Source organism: Dehalobacter sp. (assembly GCA_023667845.1).
Lineage (GTDB): Bacteria > Bacillota > Desulfitobacteriia > Desulfitobacteriales > Syntrophobotulaceae > Dehalobacter.
This window is the reverse complement of sequence record JAMPIU010000005.1, coordinates 22,419-41,340: the sequence shown is the minus strand read 5'-3', so window position 1 is coordinate 41,340 and position 18,922 is coordinate 22,419. Positions and strand designations below refer to the sequence as shown.

The 18,922-nt window shown below is 45.2% G+C and carries 14 protein-coding genes; 2 read left to right on the top strand and 12 right to left on the bottom strand.

Annotated features, from left to right (window positions below; translation table 11 throughout):
- Positions 1-70: 70 nt before the first annotated feature.
- The 5 genes from NC238_00240 to NC238_00220 form a co-directional block, all read right to left on the bottom strand.
- A complete protein-coding gene (locus tag NC238_00240) occupies positions 71-2,032 on the bottom strand; it encodes an FAD-dependent oxidoreductase (protein ID MCM1564382.1) in 1,962 nt (653 codons plus the stop codon).
- A gap of 607 nt (positions 2,033-2,639) precedes the next feature.
- Complete coding sequence (locus NC238_00235) at positions 2,640-3,335, bottom strand: PASTA domain-containing protein (protein MCM1564381.1); 696 nt, start codon at positions 3,333-3,335, stop codon at positions 2,640-2,642.
- A 55-nt stretch (positions 3,336-3,390) separates the two neighbouring features.
- Positions 3,391-3,870 (bottom strand): nuclear transport factor 2 family protein, encoded by a 480-nt coding sequence (locus NC238_00230; GenBank protein ID MCM1564380.1) that lies wholly within the window; start codon positions 3,868-3,870, stop codon positions 3,391-3,393.
- 59 nt (positions 3,871-3,929) lie between these two features.
- Entirely contained in the window at positions 3,930-4,409 is a 480-nt protein-coding gene (locus NC238_00225) for a nuclear transport factor 2 family protein (GenBank protein MCM1564379.1), read from the bottom strand.
- Between the two features lie 298 nt (positions 4,410-4,707).
- Positions 4,708-6,654, bottom strand: a complete 1,947-nt coding sequence (locus NC238_00220) for an FAD-dependent oxidoreductase (GenBank protein MCM1564378.1) — start codon at positions 6,652-6,654, stop codon at positions 4,708-4,710.
- A gap of 1,024 nt (positions 6,655-7,678) precedes the next feature.
- Between NC238_00220 and NC238_00215 the strand changes: the two genes are divergently transcribed.
- Both NC238_00215 and NC238_00210 read left to right on the top strand, forming a co-directional pair.
- Positions 7,679-8,851 (top strand): MFS transporter, encoded by a 1,173-nt coding sequence (locus tag NC238_00215; protein MCM1564377.1) that lies wholly within the window; start codon positions 7,679-7,681, stop codon positions 8,849-8,851.
- 293 nt (positions 8,852-9,144) lie between these two features.
- Entirely contained in the window at positions 9,145-10,329 is a 1,185-nt protein-coding gene (locus NC238_00210) for an MFS transporter (protein ID MCM1564376.1), read from the top strand.
- A 508-nt stretch (positions 10,330-10,837) separates the two neighbouring features.
- On the opposite strand, the gene NC238_00205 is transcribed toward NC238_00210, so the two are convergent.
- From NC238_00205 to coaE, 7 genes are all read right to left on the bottom strand, one after another.
- A complete protein-coding gene (locus NC238_00205; GenBank protein ID MCM1564375.1) occupies positions 10,838-11,377 on the bottom strand; it encodes a TetR family transcriptional regulator in 540 nt (179 codons plus the stop codon).
- A 205-nt stretch (positions 11,378-11,582) separates the two neighbouring features.
- Entirely contained in the window at positions 11,583-12,836 is a 1,254-nt protein-coding gene (locus tag NC238_00200) for a Ger(x)C family spore germination protein (protein MCM1564374.1), read from the bottom strand.
- Positions 12,833-13,939 carry a GerAB/ArcD/ProY family transporter gene (locus NC238_00195; protein ID MCM1564373.1) on the bottom strand — a complete coding sequence of 369 codons (1,107 nt, stop codon included), beginning with the start codon at positions 13,937-13,939 and terminating at the stop codon, positions 12,833-12,835. The genes NC238_00200 and NC238_00195 overlap by 4 nt, the downstream gene beginning before the upstream one ends.
- Before the next feature lie 7 nt (positions 13,940-13,946).
- Positions 13,947-15,542 (bottom strand): spore germination protein, encoded by a 1,596-nt coding sequence (locus NC238_00190; protein ID MCM1564372.1) that lies wholly within the window; start codon positions 15,540-15,542, stop codon positions 13,947-13,949.
- A 224-nt stretch (positions 15,543-15,766) separates the two neighbouring features.
- Complete coding sequence (locus NC238_00185) at positions 15,767-16,603, bottom strand: methyl-accepting chemotaxis protein (protein ID MCM1564371.1); 837 nt, start codon at positions 16,601-16,603, stop codon at positions 15,767-15,769.
- A 979-nt stretch (positions 16,604-17,582) separates the two neighbouring features.
- On the bottom strand, positions 17,583-18,164 hold the full coding sequence (locus NC238_00180) for a lytic transglycosylase domain-containing protein (GenBank protein MCM1564370.1): 582 nt from the start codon (positions 18,162-18,164) through the stop codon (positions 17,583-17,585).
- 166 nt (positions 18,165-18,330) lie between these two features.
- Positions 18,331-18,915: a dephospho-CoA kinase gene (gene coaE / locus NC238_00175; GenBank protein MCM1564369.1), complete on the bottom strand. Its 585-nt coding sequence runs from the start codon at positions 18,913-18,915 to the stop codon at positions 18,331-18,333.
- Positions 18,916-18,922: the final 7 nt, after the last annotated feature.

Genomic DNA, 18,922 nt, shown 5'->3' with positions numbered 1-18,922 from the left:
ATGGTCTTATAAAACGGAGGCGACTCCAAAAGCCGCCTCCCTAATTCTATTGAAGAGTCTCTAAGACAAACTAGAGTTGCATACCTATTTTTTGGCCGGCCTTTATGGCATCATCAATACAGAAGGCACTCCAGTGAGAATCGTTGGCGTCTCCGATGACATGAAGCTCGGGGACTCTCCCCTTAAGCTCATCGTACAGCTCATCCCGTGGAGGTCTGCATGTGACCAGAATCACCGTGTCGACATCATTCAGCTCGTCAATCTGATAGGTCAGGATATTCGTCAGCCCAAGCGTATGATCATCGATACCGGAAATCATAGTATTAGGTATAAACTGGGCTTTGGTAAGGACGCGCAGGGCAACAAGCTTATCAACGCCGATATTGTGTACGGATTTTGCCATCGCCGGGTCAGGGCAGATAAACGTGACTTCCTTGCCTTGATCCGCAAACATCTCTGCAATACCAGGCCCAATAAGATAACCGGTGGCATCATAGACGACGACTTTCTGGCCAACTTCGTTCTTAGCCAGAATAACATCTTCGGGTGTCAGCACATAATCAGCCTCCACGCCGGTAATAGGCATCATGTGCAAATGACTAATTCCTGTTCGGGCATACTCCGAGCCGGTAGCGACAACCACGGCGTCCGGCTGCAGGGATATGACAGATTCGGCAGTAGCTTCCTCATCCAAACGAATGTCAACATTCTGTTTTTGGAGTTGAAGTGTTAACCAACGCGGCAGATCGGCACGATCGGCAAGACCGGGAAGCTGGGCTTCCATGAGAATATGACCGCCAAGGGCACCGGTCCTCTCCAACAGCGTTACGTTATGGCCGCGTTTGGCGGCAACGAGTGCGGCCTGCATGCCGGCCGGGCCACCGCCGATAACAGCTATTTTCTTCTTCTTTTCGGCCATGGGCAATGCCAAATGCTCACGCTGAAGATCGGGGTTACAGGTACAGCCCGCAGGCGCTCCAGAAGTAATGCGCAGGAAACAACCCTCAACATCGCCGATACAGTTGCGGATTTCTTCCGTATCGCCCCGCTTGGCTTTATTGGGCCATTCTGGATCGCAGAGGAACGCCCGGGCGGCATATACGAGGTCGCATTGGCCTTCAGCCAAGGCCTGCTCAGCAAACTCAGCGCTGTTAACCCGGCCGCCGCCAATGATCGGAATATTGTCTACAACCTCACGCACAGCTGCCGCGGCATACAGCTGGGTACCCTGAGGCAGATAAGACGAAGGATAGTGCAACTGGATCGACTGAGGCTTCTGCCCACCGGCGGTAATCCGCAGCCAATCAACATTTTCGGTATCGGCCAGGATTTTGCAAGCCTGCGTGCCGACATCCAGCCCGGGTCCACCCAGGATGGTTTCGTCGGCATTCACTACATATCCAATGTTAAAGTCGCGTCCGCAACGCGCCTTGACTTCATTGGCAATCTCCACGAGAATCCTGGTTCTTCCCTCGACATCGCCGCCATAAGCGTCCGTGCGTTTGTTGCCCAACGGTGAATAGAAGAACTGCAGTCCAACACCGCCGCCTGCCGGGAACTCTATGCCGTCGGCTCCCGCCTCTTGGGCATTGGCTGCTGCCTGTCCGTGATCTTTGATCAGTTGTTGAATGTCTTCCAATGACAATTCCCGGTTCTGATAATCGCCCCAAATTGACGTGGGAACGCTCTTGGCTGGTACCCGCGTGCCGGGAGCACCACCCGTCCCCAAGATTCCCTGAACGATCGCTTTGGAGCCCCATTTGTGAATTGCATTAATAATCTTAGCTAACTTCGGTATCTCATCGCGGTCGTAACAGCGCAACAGCCCCTCTTCACCCACAAACGGCTGCACAACGCAGCTGCCAATAACCATCATACCTGCTCCGCCTTTGGCGCGGGCTTCGAAATAGCCAACATGTTCATCGCTGGCAGGTGGCCAACCTATCAATGCGTGCGGAGCCATCATGATCCTGTTCTGAAGTTCCATGGATCCGATTTTTATCGGAGTAAACAAATACTTAAAGTTGCTCATGTGTTATCCTCCCTTGATTGATTAGTCATTACTTCATTGTTCCGTTGTCTTCACAGCGTTCCTAGGTCATAGCCCGAAGTTCCTTCGTCCTACCATTCCAAGAGATCAAACGTCAGTCATGCTCCTAGCCGAATGGGCTGCTGGATATCACCTAGTATCTTCTCCGATTGTAACCTACTCCCTTGCTTAACAAGGCAAAGTTTAAGAATATCGGGTTCGCTGTGACTAACAACTATTATTTTCCTTGGCACAGTTCATAACCGCCTTTTCAATTGTTGATTACATTGTGCCATGTATGGAGAACCACTCAATAATTACTATTATTAATGCAATCGACCATTAGTGCAATTAAACACTAGAAATGAATTCTTACTTCGCAAGTGCACAACTCAGCACCAGTCAACGTCCATTCATTACGGCTCTTGCTTTCCCCGAGCGTGGAACGCCTCATAACGCTCGGGGAAAGCAATTCGTTCTTCTCCCGGTATTAAGACACGTCTACGCCTGCAAGATAATAGATCCCTTTATAGGCTTTTCGCCATAAAAAGGCTATCATCGCAATCGCCCGGATGATGATGGTCTGCGCCTACCACATAGTAATGAACGGTTAATACTTGACTGGTGAAAGAGGACGATCGCCTATCACATACGGAACATCAACACCCATCAAATAATCACCACTTACAGTTAATTTCACCTTGGTTCCTTTTGGCACTTCTTTTTGAGCTTCCGGTTCGGTAGCGTTGATCCGCCCAGGAGCCCAGGAACTGCCCATAAGTATCATCCGTTCAGAGTCAAGGGTAATCCCGGCTGCTTCAAGCATAGGAATGGCATCTTCAACAAAACGTCCACGCAAATCAGGTACATAAGCCATATCCTTATTGGGATGCACGCGCTGGACGCGTTCTCTCTCCCGCTCGATGTCCTCTCTCGCTAAAACAGGATCATATTCGGTGCGCCCATACGGGTTAACTTCAAAGTTGAACGCCATAACCTGTTCAATAATACCGCATACGGAAGCCATCCGTGCGTCGGCGCGTAAGTGAGACCAATGCGACATGTATGCACTCATCGCTTCATATCCGCCGCCAAGGCTCAGCATAATGCAGTAATCAAAATAGGCGCTATGATAGCGAGGTTCTAAACTTGGTCCGTGCTCTAAGTCAAAGACAAAGCCAATATCATCAGCCAGCTCACGGATCCACTCGCCAAAGGCCTTAGCTTGCTCTTCTGTGGTTCCCGGCTTCCACTTCAACAGAACCATGTGCTTAATAGTGCAGTTGGGATTATTTTCCTTACTCATTATTTTCCCTCACTTCAATTAATTTAGTAAACTTCGGTATTCTTCCACTGTCCGCTCAGTCCTGCGGGAATTGTTTTCTCCGCGCTTCGAACGCCGCGATGCGCTCTTCGTCGCTTATCGGAGGCCATGGTTTGCGGCCATCCAACAGGCCCCACGTGACCATTTCCGTATCTGCATATTCTTTCCAGTCAACCGCCTTGCCGTCGCGGAATGTCCAGAGGAAATGATACCTGCAGTTGTAAAGCTTTCCGGACGGCATACGGACTAAGGTCTCAACCTCGACGGCTACACGGTCATCCTGGGCCGTAGTGTTATAAATATTGTACTTCCAGTCCAGGGTTTCCCCGCCCACTCCTGAAAAAGCGGCAAGCAAGTCTTTCCCTGTCTTAAGCGTCCTCGAAAACACAAGGTCGCCTATGATCGTCACGACGCAATCCTCCGATAGATAATTAGCAAAAGCCTTCCCGTCGCCCCGCTCAAGTATACGGACTATTTCACGCGCACACTTAGTATTTCTTTCTTCTTGACTATTCATAATTAGCACCCCTTTCTTATTTACCGCTTAGTAAACTTTGGTTCTCTTCCACTGTCCGCTCAGTCCTGCGGGAATTGTTTTCTCCGCGCTTCGAACGCCGCGATGCGCTCTTCGTCGCTTATCGGCGGCCATGGTTTGACGCCGTCCAACAGGCCCCACGTGACCATTTCCGTATCTGCATATTCTTTCCAGTCAACCGCCTTGCCGTCGCGGAATGTCCAGAGGAAATGATACCTGCAGTTGTAAAGCTTTCCGGACGGCATACGGACTAAGGTCTCAACCTCGACGGCTACACGGTCATCCTGGGCCGTAGTGTTATAAATATTGTACTTCCAGTCCAGGGTTTCCCCGCCCACTCCTGAAAAAGCGGCAAGCAAGTCTTTCCCTGTCTTAAGCGTCCTCGAAAACACAAGGTCGCCTATGATCGTCACGACGCAATCCTCCGATAGATAATTAGCAAAAGCCTTCCCGTCGCCCCGCTCAAGTATACGGACTATTTCACGCGCACACTTAGTATTTCTTTCTTCTTGACTATTCATAATTAGCACCCCTTTCTTATTTACCGCTTTATATTGGCACCGAAGTAGCAAACCCTGTTTTACCCCTTCTGATATGAGTGGCAAAATGAACGACGATTTACGGACGAATTCAAGGCTGCAGCATTCTATTTATATTAAAATATTTTATAACCTTCATCGATATTTTATCGACTCTTTCCTTATATATATAATCCTCCTTTCTATACCTCTATTCGTCCAAAATCATTGTTTGAATTTATCTCAATTATGGCTACTTCCAATATCATTGCTTTTAACGTTCTAAATTACGTATTTTCGCTTAATCAACAGACCAGCCCGCAAAAAAACCTTCCCGCACCGTGTCGCCGATCTGTCCTTCGCCCGCGTTGCAGTCGCCGACAGCCACTGCGGAAGGATATTTATCACAGATCGCATCGCACAATTCACCTTCCGACTTCATACCGAGAGCAAAGATTACGGTATCGGCCGGAAGCTCCAGCGTCCCGGATTCGTTCTGCGCGACCACACTCTGGGGTTTGAATTCCAGAACTTTCGTGCCGACCATCTGCTTTACGCTGTATTTTTTCAATTCATTGAGCAGTGGAATCTTAATTTCCAGAACAAACTCCTTCTGAGCGATTGCAGGAAGCATTTCGACAAGCGTCACGTCCCTGCCTTGCATGGCCAGTTCCAAAGCGCACTCACACCCTGAAAGCCCGCCGCCCACGACGACAATACGGTCTCCTTTGATTCGGTCAGGCTCCCGGTGGGCATCCGTCACTTCGATGACATTGGGAAGATCAATACCTTTGATCGGCGGGGTGAAGGGAACGGCGCCGACAGCAACAATAATCCGATCAGCCCCGGCAAGCTCCGGCGAATCCGGCATTATCGCTTTATTATAGACGACGCTCACCCCGTTCTTTTGTAACTGCAATTTCTGCCAGTTCAGATAAGCTTTCAGGCGCCCCTTGAAGGGAGGCTTGGAAGCAACATCAAGCTGACCGCCAAGTCTGTCGCTTTTTTCAAACAGCGTGACCCGGTGCCCCTTTAACGCGGCGACCCTTGCCGCCTCCATGCCTCCGGGGCCCCCGCCTATTACCGCTACATTTTTGGGTTCTTCCGTCTTGGCAATGATATAATCACGTTCGCCGCCAGCCTGTGGATTCACAGAACAAGTGACCGTCAGACCTTTATAGACCCTTCCTATACAATACTGGTTACACAACAGGCAGGGACGAATATCCTCCTCACAGCCGCTTATGAGCTTATTGGCCCAGTCAGGATCGGCAATCGAGGCCCGTCCAAGCAGGACGATGTCGGTTTTTCCTTTTTCCACAGCTTCTACCGCGCTTTGTGGTGTATAGGAGCCGGTGTTCATCACCGGAATCTTTACCGTTTTTTTAACCGCCTCGGAGGCAAAAGCCATGCATCCATCTCCCGCGTAACCGGGAGGCTGCCCCCATATAGGGTTATCGGGAGCGCCCAGGTCGATATCAAGCGCGTCAAAGCCAAGGCCTTCCAGATATTTGCATATCTCAATACCTTCATCCATGCTGCGCGCGCCTTCGACATCGTGCCAGACTCCTATTCTTGCAACAATCGGAACATCCGGACCTACGGCCTTGCGCATGGAATGATAAATTTCCGCAATAATCCGCATTCGGTTTTCAAAACTTCCCCCGTACTCATCCGTTCTGTGATTCCATAACGGCGTCATAAACTGGTCAAGCAGAAAACCGTTATGCGCGTTAATTTCGAGGATATCACATCCGGCATTGACGGCGCGGGCGGCACAACGTCCATGACTTTCCACGACTTCGCGGATTTCCTCCACAGTCAAAGGACGGCAGATAATGTTCGGATTATAAGGCGTCGGAATAGCCGACGGCGCTACCGGAACCGGACCGTTTTCCGGAACGAACGCGCATCTGCCGATGCCGCACATCAGTTGGATACCCATTTTAGCGCCATGGGCATGTATCTTATCCGCCAAAAAGGACCATTTCTTCATTTGAAATTGGGTATCAACCAAAGTTTGATGAACTAGCCCCGGATCTGTTTTGTTGGTAACAAATTGGCCCTCAACTATAACCAATCCTATTCCGCCTTTAGCCCGGGCTTCATAATAATTGATTTGCGAATCGCTCAGCACTCCAGTCGGTTCTTCCGCCATAGTGCCCATAGGCGGCGTAGCAATACGGTTGCGCAGCTTTACTTTTCCTATTGAAGTCCGTTCAAAAAGCTTTTGGTAATTTGTTGACACGTTTTATACCTCCTGTTACTATTTTGTAGATTTTCAGAAGTCTTCATCATCCAGTCAAATCAACCGGTTTAAGTGTTGGTAAATTATGCTCGCCCCTATAAGTTCCCAACTTCACATAGTTAAAACAAGCGATATTTGTGCAATTGGAACTTGATAAAAATAAGTTCGCGCAAAAATTGATTTAGGCACTACAGTTATACGTCTCGAATCTGGCGAAACACTTAACCCCAAACACCCCTGTACCGTTAGAAACCGGCAGATAAATTGCGAACTTGTCTACAGTCTGATTTTATATAGAAAAAAATTGAGGCGCAATTTACATTTTTGGATTATAATCAAATAATTTTACATCTTTTTTTAAATGTAAAATTACTTTAGTTTAAACTTTAGGTTAGTTATTTTCCGGTCGAAACCGCATTTGCGCAGGAAAAGGACTTCACCTGTGGACTTCACCTGTAAAATACATAGAAAAACTGAACTAACATCAGCGCTTCTTCTGTCGATTTTTCTGAGCTGAATTTCACTCTTTGATTTTATTGTCTACATTTTTTACATTATTTTTTACTTATCATCTATATTATTTATATTATTCGCAATTTACATTATTCACAATTATCTAATTCTATACATTATTTTTAAATTGTATAATAGCTAGGCAAATATTTTATTCTGTAAATTGTCTTTTATCATTTATTCAGTAAGATGAAGTTGAGGCAAATATCACGTGCGCAAAAAAAAGAAAGGAGGTTATATGAAGTTATTCTCTTCGTCGATGTAACCGACTGCGTCAACGTGAGCGTCTTGGCGGCCGCTGAAGAGGGGCGTCCGTAGTCTTGTGTTTACAAGCAATTCAGAATTATTCAGCAGTATTACATTAAAACATAATTAATTGCCGCAAAGTGTTTTCCAACCACGCGGAGATGTTCTCTCCCATCCCTTCCGCGGAGCTTCGGGATCTGATTATACTGCGGCAGCTCCGTGCATCAAGACGAAGTAAATCAAGTCCGAAAAAAGGAGAATAAAAATGGAAAACTCAAAACAAAATAGTTTCATGTTCCTGGCCGTAATTGCACTGTCCGCTTTCACTATCCAGGGTTTCCTGAACGGCATCAATCCGGCTCTTGGGTATCTAATGGCGGAATATCCTCAGTACAGCGTAAACACAATCATGCTGGTATCCACGCTTGTCAGTCTGTGCTCCATTCCAACGAATCTGCTGTTTGGAGCGATTGTAAATAAGCTGGGCTTTAAGGTCACCAGTTTAATCGGTATTATCTTGGTTCTGGTGGGCGGCCTCGCTCCCTTCTTCCTTACGAGTTTCCCTGTTATCCTGGCGTTTCGTGTGTTGCTGGCTCTCGGCTATGGCATGGTCTTCCCGATGGGGGCCGCGCTGACAAGCGCATATTTTCGGGACGATGTTCAAAAGGCTAGAGTCATTGGCTGGGGCAACACTGTCATGGCTGCCAGCGGCATAGCTTTTGCCATGATCGCCGGCGTTTTGGTCGCCATTGGTATTAAGTATGTTTGGCTGGTTAACCTTATTATGGTGATTCCTTTCATTTTTGCGCTGGTTATGCCCGAACCGAAGACTGAAAAAACTGAATCCGCCGTTGCGGAAAAATCAAATGAGAAAATAGGTAAGTCCTGGTTTTTTATTATCTGCTATACGGTTTTGATGATATTCATGTATCCTTACTTTCTCAATATGTCTTCCGTTGTTATCGCCGTAGGCGGCACTCCGGTTGATTCCGGTCTGATGGGCTCTTTGTTTACTGTCGGCGCGGTTCTTGCCGGCTTAATTTTCGGTTTTCTTTTCAAGGCAGTTCCTAATAGGCTCATCTGTGTCGCGGCAATAATCTTTTGCCCTTCAATGTTCCTTTTTGCATACGCCAAAAGTATTTTGATGCTTGATATTATGACTGTGATCGCCGGTATCGGCTGGGTTCTCATGGTGGCTTATATGTACACAGGTATCGCTATCTCAGCGCCGCCAAGCAAAACCGCTACGGCCATGGGACTGATTGTTGCTGGCAGTGGTCTGGGTCAGTTCGTTGCACCCTACTGCAGTACTGCTATTTCCACGTTCTTTGGCCAGTCTGGTAATATACGTTTTCCTATCGTAGTATGCGTGGTCGTCGTTGCGGTACTGGCAATAGTCCTCTTGGTCAATCCTCTTAAGCTGGTGGAATCCAAATAAACCCGCCACATGGGGTTGAACCAAGAATTTAAAAAATCCTGGCGCTATTAATTATGGAAAAACGCCCAAGAACCATGGTAACAGTAGTTTTTGGGCGTTAAATTATTTTTTTCAATATTATTTAAACTACAGAAATCAGATTACTCCTCTCACATTTGTACCGATCAGGGCGGAGCCCATGCTGGAGGAAAACGAATGGTGGAGAATAGTAGTAAGTTTTTTTGGCAGCTTGCTGAATGCCTCACCCTAATACCCTTATATAAATAGTTAAATACGGAAAAGGAGATTTATAAATGGACTCATCAGTAAAAAGAAACTCGTTATTCCTTACTATGGCTGTATTGGTAGTTTATCTTGTCGCGGGAGCCCCGAACGGCGTTACCGTAGGCATAGCCAAGCTTTCGACACAGTATCCGCAATATCCCTTCACCACCGTCGTACTGCTCTCCACCATAGTCAGCCTGACCTGTCTTCCCACCAATATGTTATTCGGGACGATCGTAAAAAAGCTTGGCTTTAAGGTCACGAATCTGATCGGCCTTGTTTTATTTCTTCTCGGGGGCCTTATTCCGTTCTTCCTTACGAACTTTTGGGCTATTTTGATTTGCCGCATGGTGGTGGGACTTGGCTTCGGCCTAAGTGTTCCCATGGGCGTATCTCTGGCCTCCGCATACTTTAAAGATGAAACCGTGAGAGGCAGAATCATTGGCGGGGGCAACGCCTTCCTAAATTTAGGCGCTATGCTTTTCTCGCTGATTGGTGGCCTGTTGGTTACCATAGGTATTAAATATTTGTGGCTGGTCCATCTGATCGCCATAATTCCCTTCATCTTTGGCCTGATCATGCCTGAGCCAGAGCTCAAAGACACTCCTGCCGAAAGGGAAGCGAAAGGAGTCGACGTCCAAAGAAAGATTCCCGGTTTAACCTGGTTCTTCATTATCGCCTTTTCAATTATGATGGCGTTTTGCTATCCCTACTTCCTTAATCTTTCATCCATCGTCGCCAACGAGGGTATTGGCACCGCCGTGCAGGTCGGGACAATATTCTCCATGTGGAACGCCGGCGGCTTTATCGGCGGTTTTGTCTTTAGCTTTCTTATGAAGAATGCTAAAAGAATGACTTTTCCTTTATCGGCATTGGTTAATTCTGCAGGTTTGTTTTTATTCTTCTTCTCTAAGACCGTGTTAATGATGGAAGCCGCGTCTTTTATTGCGGGACTTGGCTGGGCCGCGATCATGTCCTATATGTACCTGGGGGTCAGCATAACGGCGCCTGCCAGCAAGATACCACAGGCCAACGGTTTTATGGTCTTAGGTAACAATTTGGCCATGTTCTTCGCGAATTACTTTGGCATTGCTCTTTGCACCGTTTTCGGCAAAGTCGGCGACCTGCGCTTCCCTATCCTGCTCTACGCAATCTTTATGGTCATTTGTGGCATATTCTTTGTCTTTAAGCCCATGATCAAGTTCGAGAAATAATAATTTACTATTCTACGGCAGTTAAAGTGTTCCCTATGTCAAGAATTAGTTTTGAAAAAGGTCCTATTAAAATCCGTGGAATTGCTTGAATGAGTTTCACAGAGGAACTATGCAATAAACGCTGGCAGTCTTATCACTTCGATACAACTACCAGCGTTTTAATATATCCGTATATTGATAAACATCATGAAAGCTATCAGTGAGAAGGCTTTGCAGACTGTCTTGGTCTTTTCCGTATTTTGTGCTACCTGTAGTCGGTTTAGCCCTTCCGTCAACCTTTGATGCGCACGATTTACTATCCATTCCTTTGATGAGTGAGGATTCACCAGAATTACAATATCATCAGCCCATGAGTAAGTATTTGAACATCCGAATTGGATCGATCGCATTTCTGCCTTATCTAGACAATAGTTAACTTTCAATTCCTCATATACAAAAGAGAAATCAAGCCCTTTTTTTAATTGTCCTTGACACAGGGATCAGTTTACCCATTTTGCATTTGTGCAGATCAGGTCGGGTTCCCACTGGAAGGAAAATATTTCCGCAGTATGGCGGGCATATTTTTTAAGTCTCTAACAGTACTTTCTTCAATGGGTGCGTATGCGCTGGACAACAGCTGTTTTTGAAAGATCCGAAAGGCTCCGCGTACATACGATTCCAGAGTATACAAGACATTCGCTGTCAATTCCTGGGGGCCGAATTTGACGCTTATAAAGTTACGCATATTTTCATAAATCCATTTTTCAAGCCATTCCATGAAGTCTGTCGTTTTGTAAGCCTGGAGATAAAAATGCCTGTTTTTACTTATAAGCCTACTTGATTTTCTCGCCCACCGGTCATAGTCCTGGAACTCCATGAGGGGATCGTCAAAATTGCGGAGATAGACCCACTCTATCAGCTCAAACTTATCATGGAAATGATTGTAAAATGTCTGCCTGCTGGCACCACAGTGATCGACGATGTCCTGTACGGTGATCTTCGTAATAGACATAGTTTCACATAGTTCCAAAAACGCATCGGTCAGTGCCTTTTTTGTTCCAATACACATATGATCGCCTCTTTCTATAGATTTTGATGTCTGCCACAAGATGTAAATAATACTAATCTGCGTATAGTATATGAAAAATATTTAGATATCAATGGTAAAATATTAGTAAGAAAGGTGCTGATATTATGCCGAAATATCAATTTAGCGAAGCCCAAAAAATAGAAATATTAGAGGCAATGAAAAAGAGTAAGAATACATTTGAGTATTATTTGCGTATAGTTCTAATTTCTAAGGCCCGCATGAACGTGCCTGTGTTTTGAATACTCGCTTCTACCTTCACGTCAATAGGCATATCAGGAAAGAATACAGGCCATTTATCACGGAAATTTTGGTTATACGCACGGTAGTTTTGCCTAAACAGTTCGAAACCGAAACCGAAAATATCGGATTTCAATTCTCGCTGCCCCTTCTCCAGAGCCGCCTGGACCTCGGATTTTATCTCAACTGCCAGGTCCTTCTCCAAGCTGCGGATGATATCCGTGTCAATTACATTTATACTCTCGGCCCATTCTCTGACTTCGCCCTTAACTTTAATGTCGATATGCGCTGACACTGTATTATTATCAATCGTATATTTAATTGATGATTTTCCGTCCAAGAGATGAAAAGTAACCGGACTTAACTTACCTGTATCGCTGCGGGGAGTGATTCTTACAATATAACCACGCTTTACTTTCCCACGGATCCATCCCCAGCCCCTGCTTTCTTTTTCATTCAGCCAGCCTACAAGCGTTGTCCCATTAAAGACAGCCATTCCAGGGAGACTTAAATAACCGGGTTTTTGCTTCACAACTCCCTGTGTTCCAGTCTTTTCCGGCGAACCAGCCGCCTGTTCCGGTAAATCCGAAGCTTTAACAGCAGCAATAAGCGGCTGGACTCCGGTGCTGAACAGGGGTAAGAAAAGGCTGTCTCCAATTCTTGTGGCAAAGGAAAATCCCGTTTCTTCAGTATCTCTTGCCATTGAACTGATTGTTACTCCAATTAAAGATTTCCGAGGTACAATGATGGATAAAACATTCTCTGCACGATCTTTGCTGATGAATATATAAGCAGAACGCCGTAATTCCAGGTTACCCTTCAAAAAATCCAGTATCCGGTCCATATCCTTCCTGGCGGCTTCTTCACCGATAACGACCGATCCCACATACCCAAGAAAAATCTCATGCTCCGTTATCTCCTGCAGCCGGCTTAGCGCTGCCGACAAGGTTACTTCGCTGGCCTGATAAATGACGCCGCTTCCTATTTGGCTCTCACTCCCGTCTGCCTTCCCACTATTTCCGCCTGCAGACCGGGATTGAGGGATGGCACTCTCGACCGTCAGCGTCATTTCACCGTCACCGGGCCCACTGTCAATGCCCACGGAGGTGATAAAACTATATTCCTCCAATTCTTTGGCTCCCCCGCATCCTGACAGCATCAGCATGATTACAGACAATAGTAATAAGAAGACTTTCCTCATTTCTTTACACCTGCCCGCTTTTTACCCCTAAGCAAAAGGCTGGCGGTTGCCAACAGGAGAACAAAGAAAGCAAACGGGAAAATTCCATAGATGCTTAAAAGTTCCGATAATAATACGGATTCATTAAATGAATGAATGCTAATAGATAAAAACAATATCAAACAAGTATTTACGATCAGCCATAAATTAGGCTTCCAATTATTAAAAATTCTGATTGAGGCTGTCCATCCACAGTACATACACATTCCAATGTTCATCATCGTGACTAAAATGTATGCAACTACAATAAATATATCCAAACCCTGAATGAATCGTCCAAGAGAAGCAGACTTGGCTACACTTAAACCTATTTCCGATAGACTTCCTGCTTGTTCAGCGCCAAAAGTTCCGATAGCAGGTAATACTACTTCTGTTGCCATTAAAGGCGTGAATACAAGTAAAGCTTTGAACATGAAGCGGTAATGATCGGCGGGACGGGGAAGCGCAGCGGTTATCACAAAGAGGAATAAAATAAAAATCGAGAAATAGGCGGCACTAAGGTATGTGCCTTCGGCCAATGCTTTTAGGCCCCGATCAAAGATGGGCGTAAAAAGCTCCAAATTCAGTTGCCCAATAAGTGCAAAGCCTATCCCGGGAATATATATGACCATGACAACAAGCCAAATTATTTCAGACATCCGGCCAAGACCTTCAATTCCGTCTCGCGCCATAAGAACAGGCAGTACAAGAATCAGCAGGCTTAAAACTAAAATAGGTGTATCAGGCAGGATAAATATTTGAAGTAACCCGCTTAAGCTCCGAAGCATCAAAGATGAAGCAGCAATAGAGAGTATTATGTATACAATTTCAATCATTTTCCCAATGATCTTTCCTGCATTGATCTCCAGGATTTCCAAGATTGTGTGCCCCAGAAGTGAATTGCCCAGCCACAATGACCACAGTGTTAATGGCAATAACACTATCATGCCTGCCGAAACGGCTACCCCGGCTGCCCGCCCGGAAACGCCGATTATCGTATTCCATGCGAAACTTACAAGGCAGCCTATATTTAATATCAATAAAACAGCTAACTGTCGCCCAGAAATTTTTTGGTTTTCAATCATATATATACTATCCTCTATCTTTCGGTTTTGGCTTGACCGTACCTGCTCCCATTTTTTTTATATTATCTTGTGCCAGTAAACTGGGACGCTTACGCAATTGCCAGACGGGCGCGCGGAAAAAAATATCCTTTAGTCCATAGTTCTCGCCCGGAGCTAGGGGATAAAAAAGTGGAATCCCAAAAGATCGTAAAGAAATAACGGTCCACAGCAGCCAAGCCATCCCTATCGTGACCCCTAAAAGCCCGAAAATCCCTCCAAGTATGATCAGCAAATAGTTTGCTATCCTGGTGGCATTTGCTAATTCTAGAGATGGGATACTAAAGTTTGCTATCGCTGCTATTGCTACAATGATGATTACGGTCGGGCTGACGAATCCGGCGGCAACTGCTGCCTGGCCAATGATTACCGCTCCCAGAACAGCGACCGCCACCCCGATAGGCTTGGGCAACCGTGCTCCGGCTTCCCGCAGCAAATCAATCATCAGCGTGAGCATTAAAGCTTCAAAAATACTAGGAACAGGGACGCCTTCCCGTCCGGCAGCTATTTTAAATGCCAGAAGCTGAGGAATAATTGTCGGATGAAAGGAAACAAGGGCTACAAAAATTGGGGACATCATAAGGGAAATGTAAAAGGCCATATGCCGAAGCAGACGAAAAAAGCTTCCTATCAGTGGTTTATCCGCATAATCATCGGGCGTTTGTAAGTTTTGCCAGAATAATAGCGGGGCTATGATGATATACGGAAACCCGTTGCAGAAAATGGCAAAACGCCCTTCTGCTAAGTTTGCAGCCACGACATCAGGCCGTTCGGACATATGGACCTGGGGCCAGAGAGAGGAAGGATTATCTTCGATCAATTCGGCAATCAGGCCACTTCCGTAAATATAATCGATATCGATTCTTTGAATGCGGGTACGGACTTCCTCAATAATTTTGGGGTTCGCTATCCCTTCAATCCATGACAAACGTATCTCGGTGCGCGATATTTTTCCTAAAAAAAAAGTTTCAAAACGAAGAGTGGGACTGCACAGCCTCCGTCGTACCATGCTTACATTGGTTGAAATATCTTCAATAAATCCTTCTCGGCTTCCCCGTATCACCGTATCCGTCTCTGGATTTTCAATTGAACGTTTATCAAATTTTATATTACCCACAACCAGAGCTGAATCCGTCCCGTCAATAAACAAGCAAACATTGCCATACAACACAGCGGTAATTACCGCTTCCATTTGTTTTGTTTCCTTGACGTCTACCGTCTTCAATAACCCCTGAATGAATCTTATCCTATTAATTGATGGCGTTTCATTAAGCTTTTCAAACTTGTTTGGGCCATTCATCAAAGGCTCAATAACGTACTTATTCAGTGCATCTTTATCCGTCATCCCACGAATGTAGACAATTCCTAATTTTTCATTCCCCGTTATGTTAACCCGGCCAATTACCATATCTGTATCAGCTTTTAACAGCTCAGCAATTAATGACAGATTTTTCTCCATGGAAGAAGTCAGCAACCTTGTTTGCTTTTGGGAAGGGTGTTGTTTTACAAATTTATTTAAACTCTGACCTTTATTCTTAATCTTGCTGGTTATTTTTGAAAAAGGCATCGCTTTTATTCCTCAATAAAGCAGAATTCTTATATTTAGAATAACCCAAATTTCAATTTATTATTGATCGTATCATAATGCGATTACAGGAGACATGTGAAACGCAGATTCACATGATATTTCTATCCATTTTTTCTCATGGCTGATGAGGGCTTTTCGGGAGCCAACTGGGAAAAAGTTATTTCTTAAATAAAAAGCAATTGCTGTGGTTCTCACCTTGTTTCCTAATAAATCTTAGTTAAGCTTAACAATGACTGTGATGTTTGGCTGACTTCCATGATCGAAGACGTAATCTCTTCTGTGGCAGCCGCCTGATTTTCAGCGATATTGCCGACTTGATTGATTTCATTGATTATCGATTCGATCGATTGCTTCATTCCATTTAGAATATCCGTCACCATTTTGGCCGAATCTTTGCTTTGCACAGCTAGCTTCCGCATTTCATCAGCGACGACCGCAAACCCCCTGCCTTGCTCGCCAGCCCGGGCCGCTTCGATGGCCGCATTTAGTCCCAATAGATTCGAATGGGAAGCAATATCTGTGATAGCGCCAATGACTTTATTAATTTCCTGAATTCGGTTTTGGGCTTCATTTGCTGATGAAATTACATAGTTAATCTTATCTGAAAGTCCCTGGGATCCTGAAGCGACCTCCTCAACCCCTGCATTGACCTGTTCAAGGGTTGCCGCCAGGCCATTGGATATTTCTTCAATCTTGTAATCTGTTTCTAAGCTTTTTCCGATACCAACACAACCAATGATTTCCCCCTTCAAATTTCTAATCGGAAATTCGATGCCCGTAAAAGGGAAACCAAAAAGTTCTTTGCCTACCGTATACTTTAATATTTTTCCAGACTGCATCGCTTTATATTCGTGTGCATTTTCTACACCGACGATTAAATTGGCATCAGTCGACATTTTGTTCCCGGGGAAGTAATAAAGACCAGTTTTTGTGTTTGTCACGATGACCTGTAAGTCTTCATCAACCATATCTTTAAGATTTGACAGCACAAACGCATAGTATTCCAGAAGTTCATCGTCATTTTGTGGATTAATATTCATAAAATCCTCCCTCTTTTAAATAAATCATCATAAATCATTCAACTTTCCCATCATCCTTTATTTAAAGGAATAAACCTATAGGAGAGAGGCTTAAACAGCAAGAAAACCGCCAAAAATGGTATGATAGGAATAGCAACAAACCCAATAAATTTGTTGACACGTTTTATACGTCTCGGTAATCCTGATTGCTGATCTTAGCTGGACAGGTCATTCAAGCCGTGAACCTGTTTACAATTTAATTTTATATGGCATAAAATTGCGGTGCAATTTACATTTTCCTCAATAATCAAATAATGTTACAATCAACCCAAAATGTAAAACCATCCAGTTGATCTTATAGGTATTAAATATTTGTGGCTGGTCCACCTGATCGCCATAATTCCCTTCATCTTTGGCCTGATCATGCCTGAGACCGTGTTAATAATGGAAGCCGCGTCTTTTATTGCGGGACTTGGCGGGGCGCGATCATGTCCTAAATGTAGCTGGGGGTCAGCATAACGGCGCCCACCAGCAAAATGCCTATGGCCAACGGTTTTATGATCTTAGGTAACAATTTGGCCATGTTCTTCACGAATTACTTTGGCATCGCTCTTTGCACCGTTTTCGGCAAACTTCCCTATCCTGCTCTACGCAATCTTTATGGTCATTTGTGGCATATTCTTTGTCTTCAAGCCCATGATCAAGTTCGAGAAATAATAATTTGCTATTCTACGGTAGTTAAAGTGCTTCCTATGTCAAGAATTAGTTTTAAAAAAGGTCCTAAAAAATCCGTGGAATTGCTTGAATGAGTTTCACAGAGGATCTATGCAATAAACGCTGGCAGTCTTATCACTTCGATACAACTATCAGCGTTTTAATTATCCGTATATCGATAAACATCATGAAAGATAATAGAGCGTAAACGCAGTCCCCGATTGAACCGAGGAGTCGAACTGGGGACGTAACGGGGGACCGATAACTATGGTTTCCACCATGCACCCTAATGCCCTCCAGAATGTTGAGTAGCATAAAGGGCCAAGTATTTTTCATAACTTTTGTAAACTTTCTCGACATATTCCCTGGTCTCTGTAATTGGAATTTCCTCAATACGGTACGCATTCGGATCCTTCGGCCAATCATCCAGCCAGCTTTGCACCCTGCCGATCCCGGCGTTATAAGCCGCCAGGGTAAGAACTGTATTGCCGGAAAACTCTTTGCTCAAAGAAGCAAGATACCAGGTGCCGTAACGAATATTGGTTTCCGGATCAAGTAAATCAGCCTTCGCGTAATCCTCTTTCAGCCAGACAGCTACCTCTTTAGCTGTCGCTGGCATCAGCTGCATCAATCCGACCGCCCCTTTGGATGATTTCGATTTGGTGATGAACCTGCTCTCCTCCCTGATTACAGCAATCACCAGCAAAGGATCCGTACCATACTGGGCGGCATATTTCTCAACGGTCTGTTTGTATGGAAAAGGATACATCATTCTGCCGACAAAGTTTGACTGGTATACAGCCAGGATCATAAATAATAAAAAAATAATTGTTATGGTCTTAACAATTTTCTTCTTTGCGATAAACAAAATGCACCCATCCTATTTCAATATTCTAACCTTTTGATTATCAGTATGTTGATCTGAGCAAAGATATGATTTAATTCTGAAACATTATATACGACAAAGCTGATTCAATGCAAGCCGAGACCTTGCTTGATGAAACCTTGCCTGAGAAATCTATGGAGTGGAGATTTCAGGAGAACAGTTCTTTCCAGATCGTTTCAAGTTGTTTTTCAGTTTCTCCCCAGTTCCTGGAATTATCGATAACCCGGTCGGCTTTCCCTTTTTTGTCCTCCAGCGGCATTTGCGCAGCAAGCCGCCGCTCTGCCTCTTCCCTAGTCAAGCCACTTCGTTCCATCAGCCTGGTGATTTGTATTTCAGCAGGGACATAAACGACCCAAACCTCGTCGACAAATTTCCCCCATCCCGTTTCCAGAAGCAGCGGAATATCCAGGATAATCAGCTTTTCACTTTGGATTTCTGCCTTCAGGCATTGATCCTGCATCTGCTGGCGGATCAAAGGATGAACAAGTTCCTCAAGCCTTTGCTTGGCCTCAGGATCGGCAAATATGATTTTGCCTAGCTCCGCCCGGTCAATCTTCCCATCTCGGACGCATTCAGATCCAAACTCTTTGCCAATCAAAGGGATTAACGGCCCGTCATACAACCTATGAACTGCGTCATCCGCGTTAAAAACCGGGATGCCCTTCTGCGCAAACCAGCTGGCAACACGCGTCTTGCCGCTTGCTATTCCTCCTGTAAGTCCAATTTTGATCATGTTTAAC

Excerpts from the sequence above, each read along its gene's own strand:
- NC238_00240 (MCM1564382.1), bottom strand. The coding sequence starts at position 2,032 with ATGAGCAACTTTAAGTATTTGTTTACTCCGATAAAAATCGGATCCATG.
- NC238_00235 (MCM1564381.1), bottom strand. The coding sequence starts at position 3,335 with ATGAGTAAGGAAAATAATCCCAACTGCACTATTAAGCACATGGTTCTG.
- NC238_00230 (MCM1564380.1), bottom strand. The coding sequence starts at position 3,870 with ATGAATAGTCAAGAAGAAAGAAATACTAAGTGTGCGCGTGAAATAGTC.
- NC238_00225 (MCM1564379.1), bottom strand. The coding sequence starts at position 4,409 with ATGAATAGTCAAGAAGAAAGAAATACTAAGTGTGCGCGTGAAATAGTC.
- NC238_00215 (MCM1564377.1), top strand. The coding sequence starts at position 7,679 with ATGGAAAACTCAAAACAAAATAGTTTCATGTTCCTGGCCGTAATTGCA.
- NC238_00210 (MCM1564376.1), top strand. The coding sequence starts at position 9,145 with ATGGACTCATCAGTAAAAAGAAACTCGTTATTCCTTACTATGGCTGTA.
- NC238_00205 (MCM1564375.1), bottom strand. The coding sequence starts at position 11,377 with ATGTGTATTGGAACAAAAAAGGCACTGACCGATGCGTTTTTGGAACTA.
- NC238_00200 (MCM1564374.1), bottom strand. The coding sequence starts at position 12,836 with ATGAGGAAAGTCTTCTTATTACTATTGTCTGTAATCATGCTGATGCTG.
- NC238_00195 (MCM1564373.1), bottom strand. The coding sequence starts at position 13,939 with ATGATTGAAAACCAAAAAATTTCTGGGCGACAGTTAGCTGTTTTATTG.
- NC238_00190 (MCM1564372.1), bottom strand. The coding sequence starts at position 15,542 with ATGCCTTTTTCAAAAATAACCAGCAAGATTAAGAATAAAGGTCAGAGT.
- NC238_00185 (MCM1564371.1), bottom strand. The coding sequence starts at position 16,603 with ATGAATATTAATCCACAAAATGACGATGAACTTCTGGAATACTATGCG.
- coaE (MCM1564369.1), bottom strand. The coding sequence starts at position 18,915 with ATGATCAAAATTGGACTTACAGGAGGAATAGCAAGCGGCAAGACGCGT.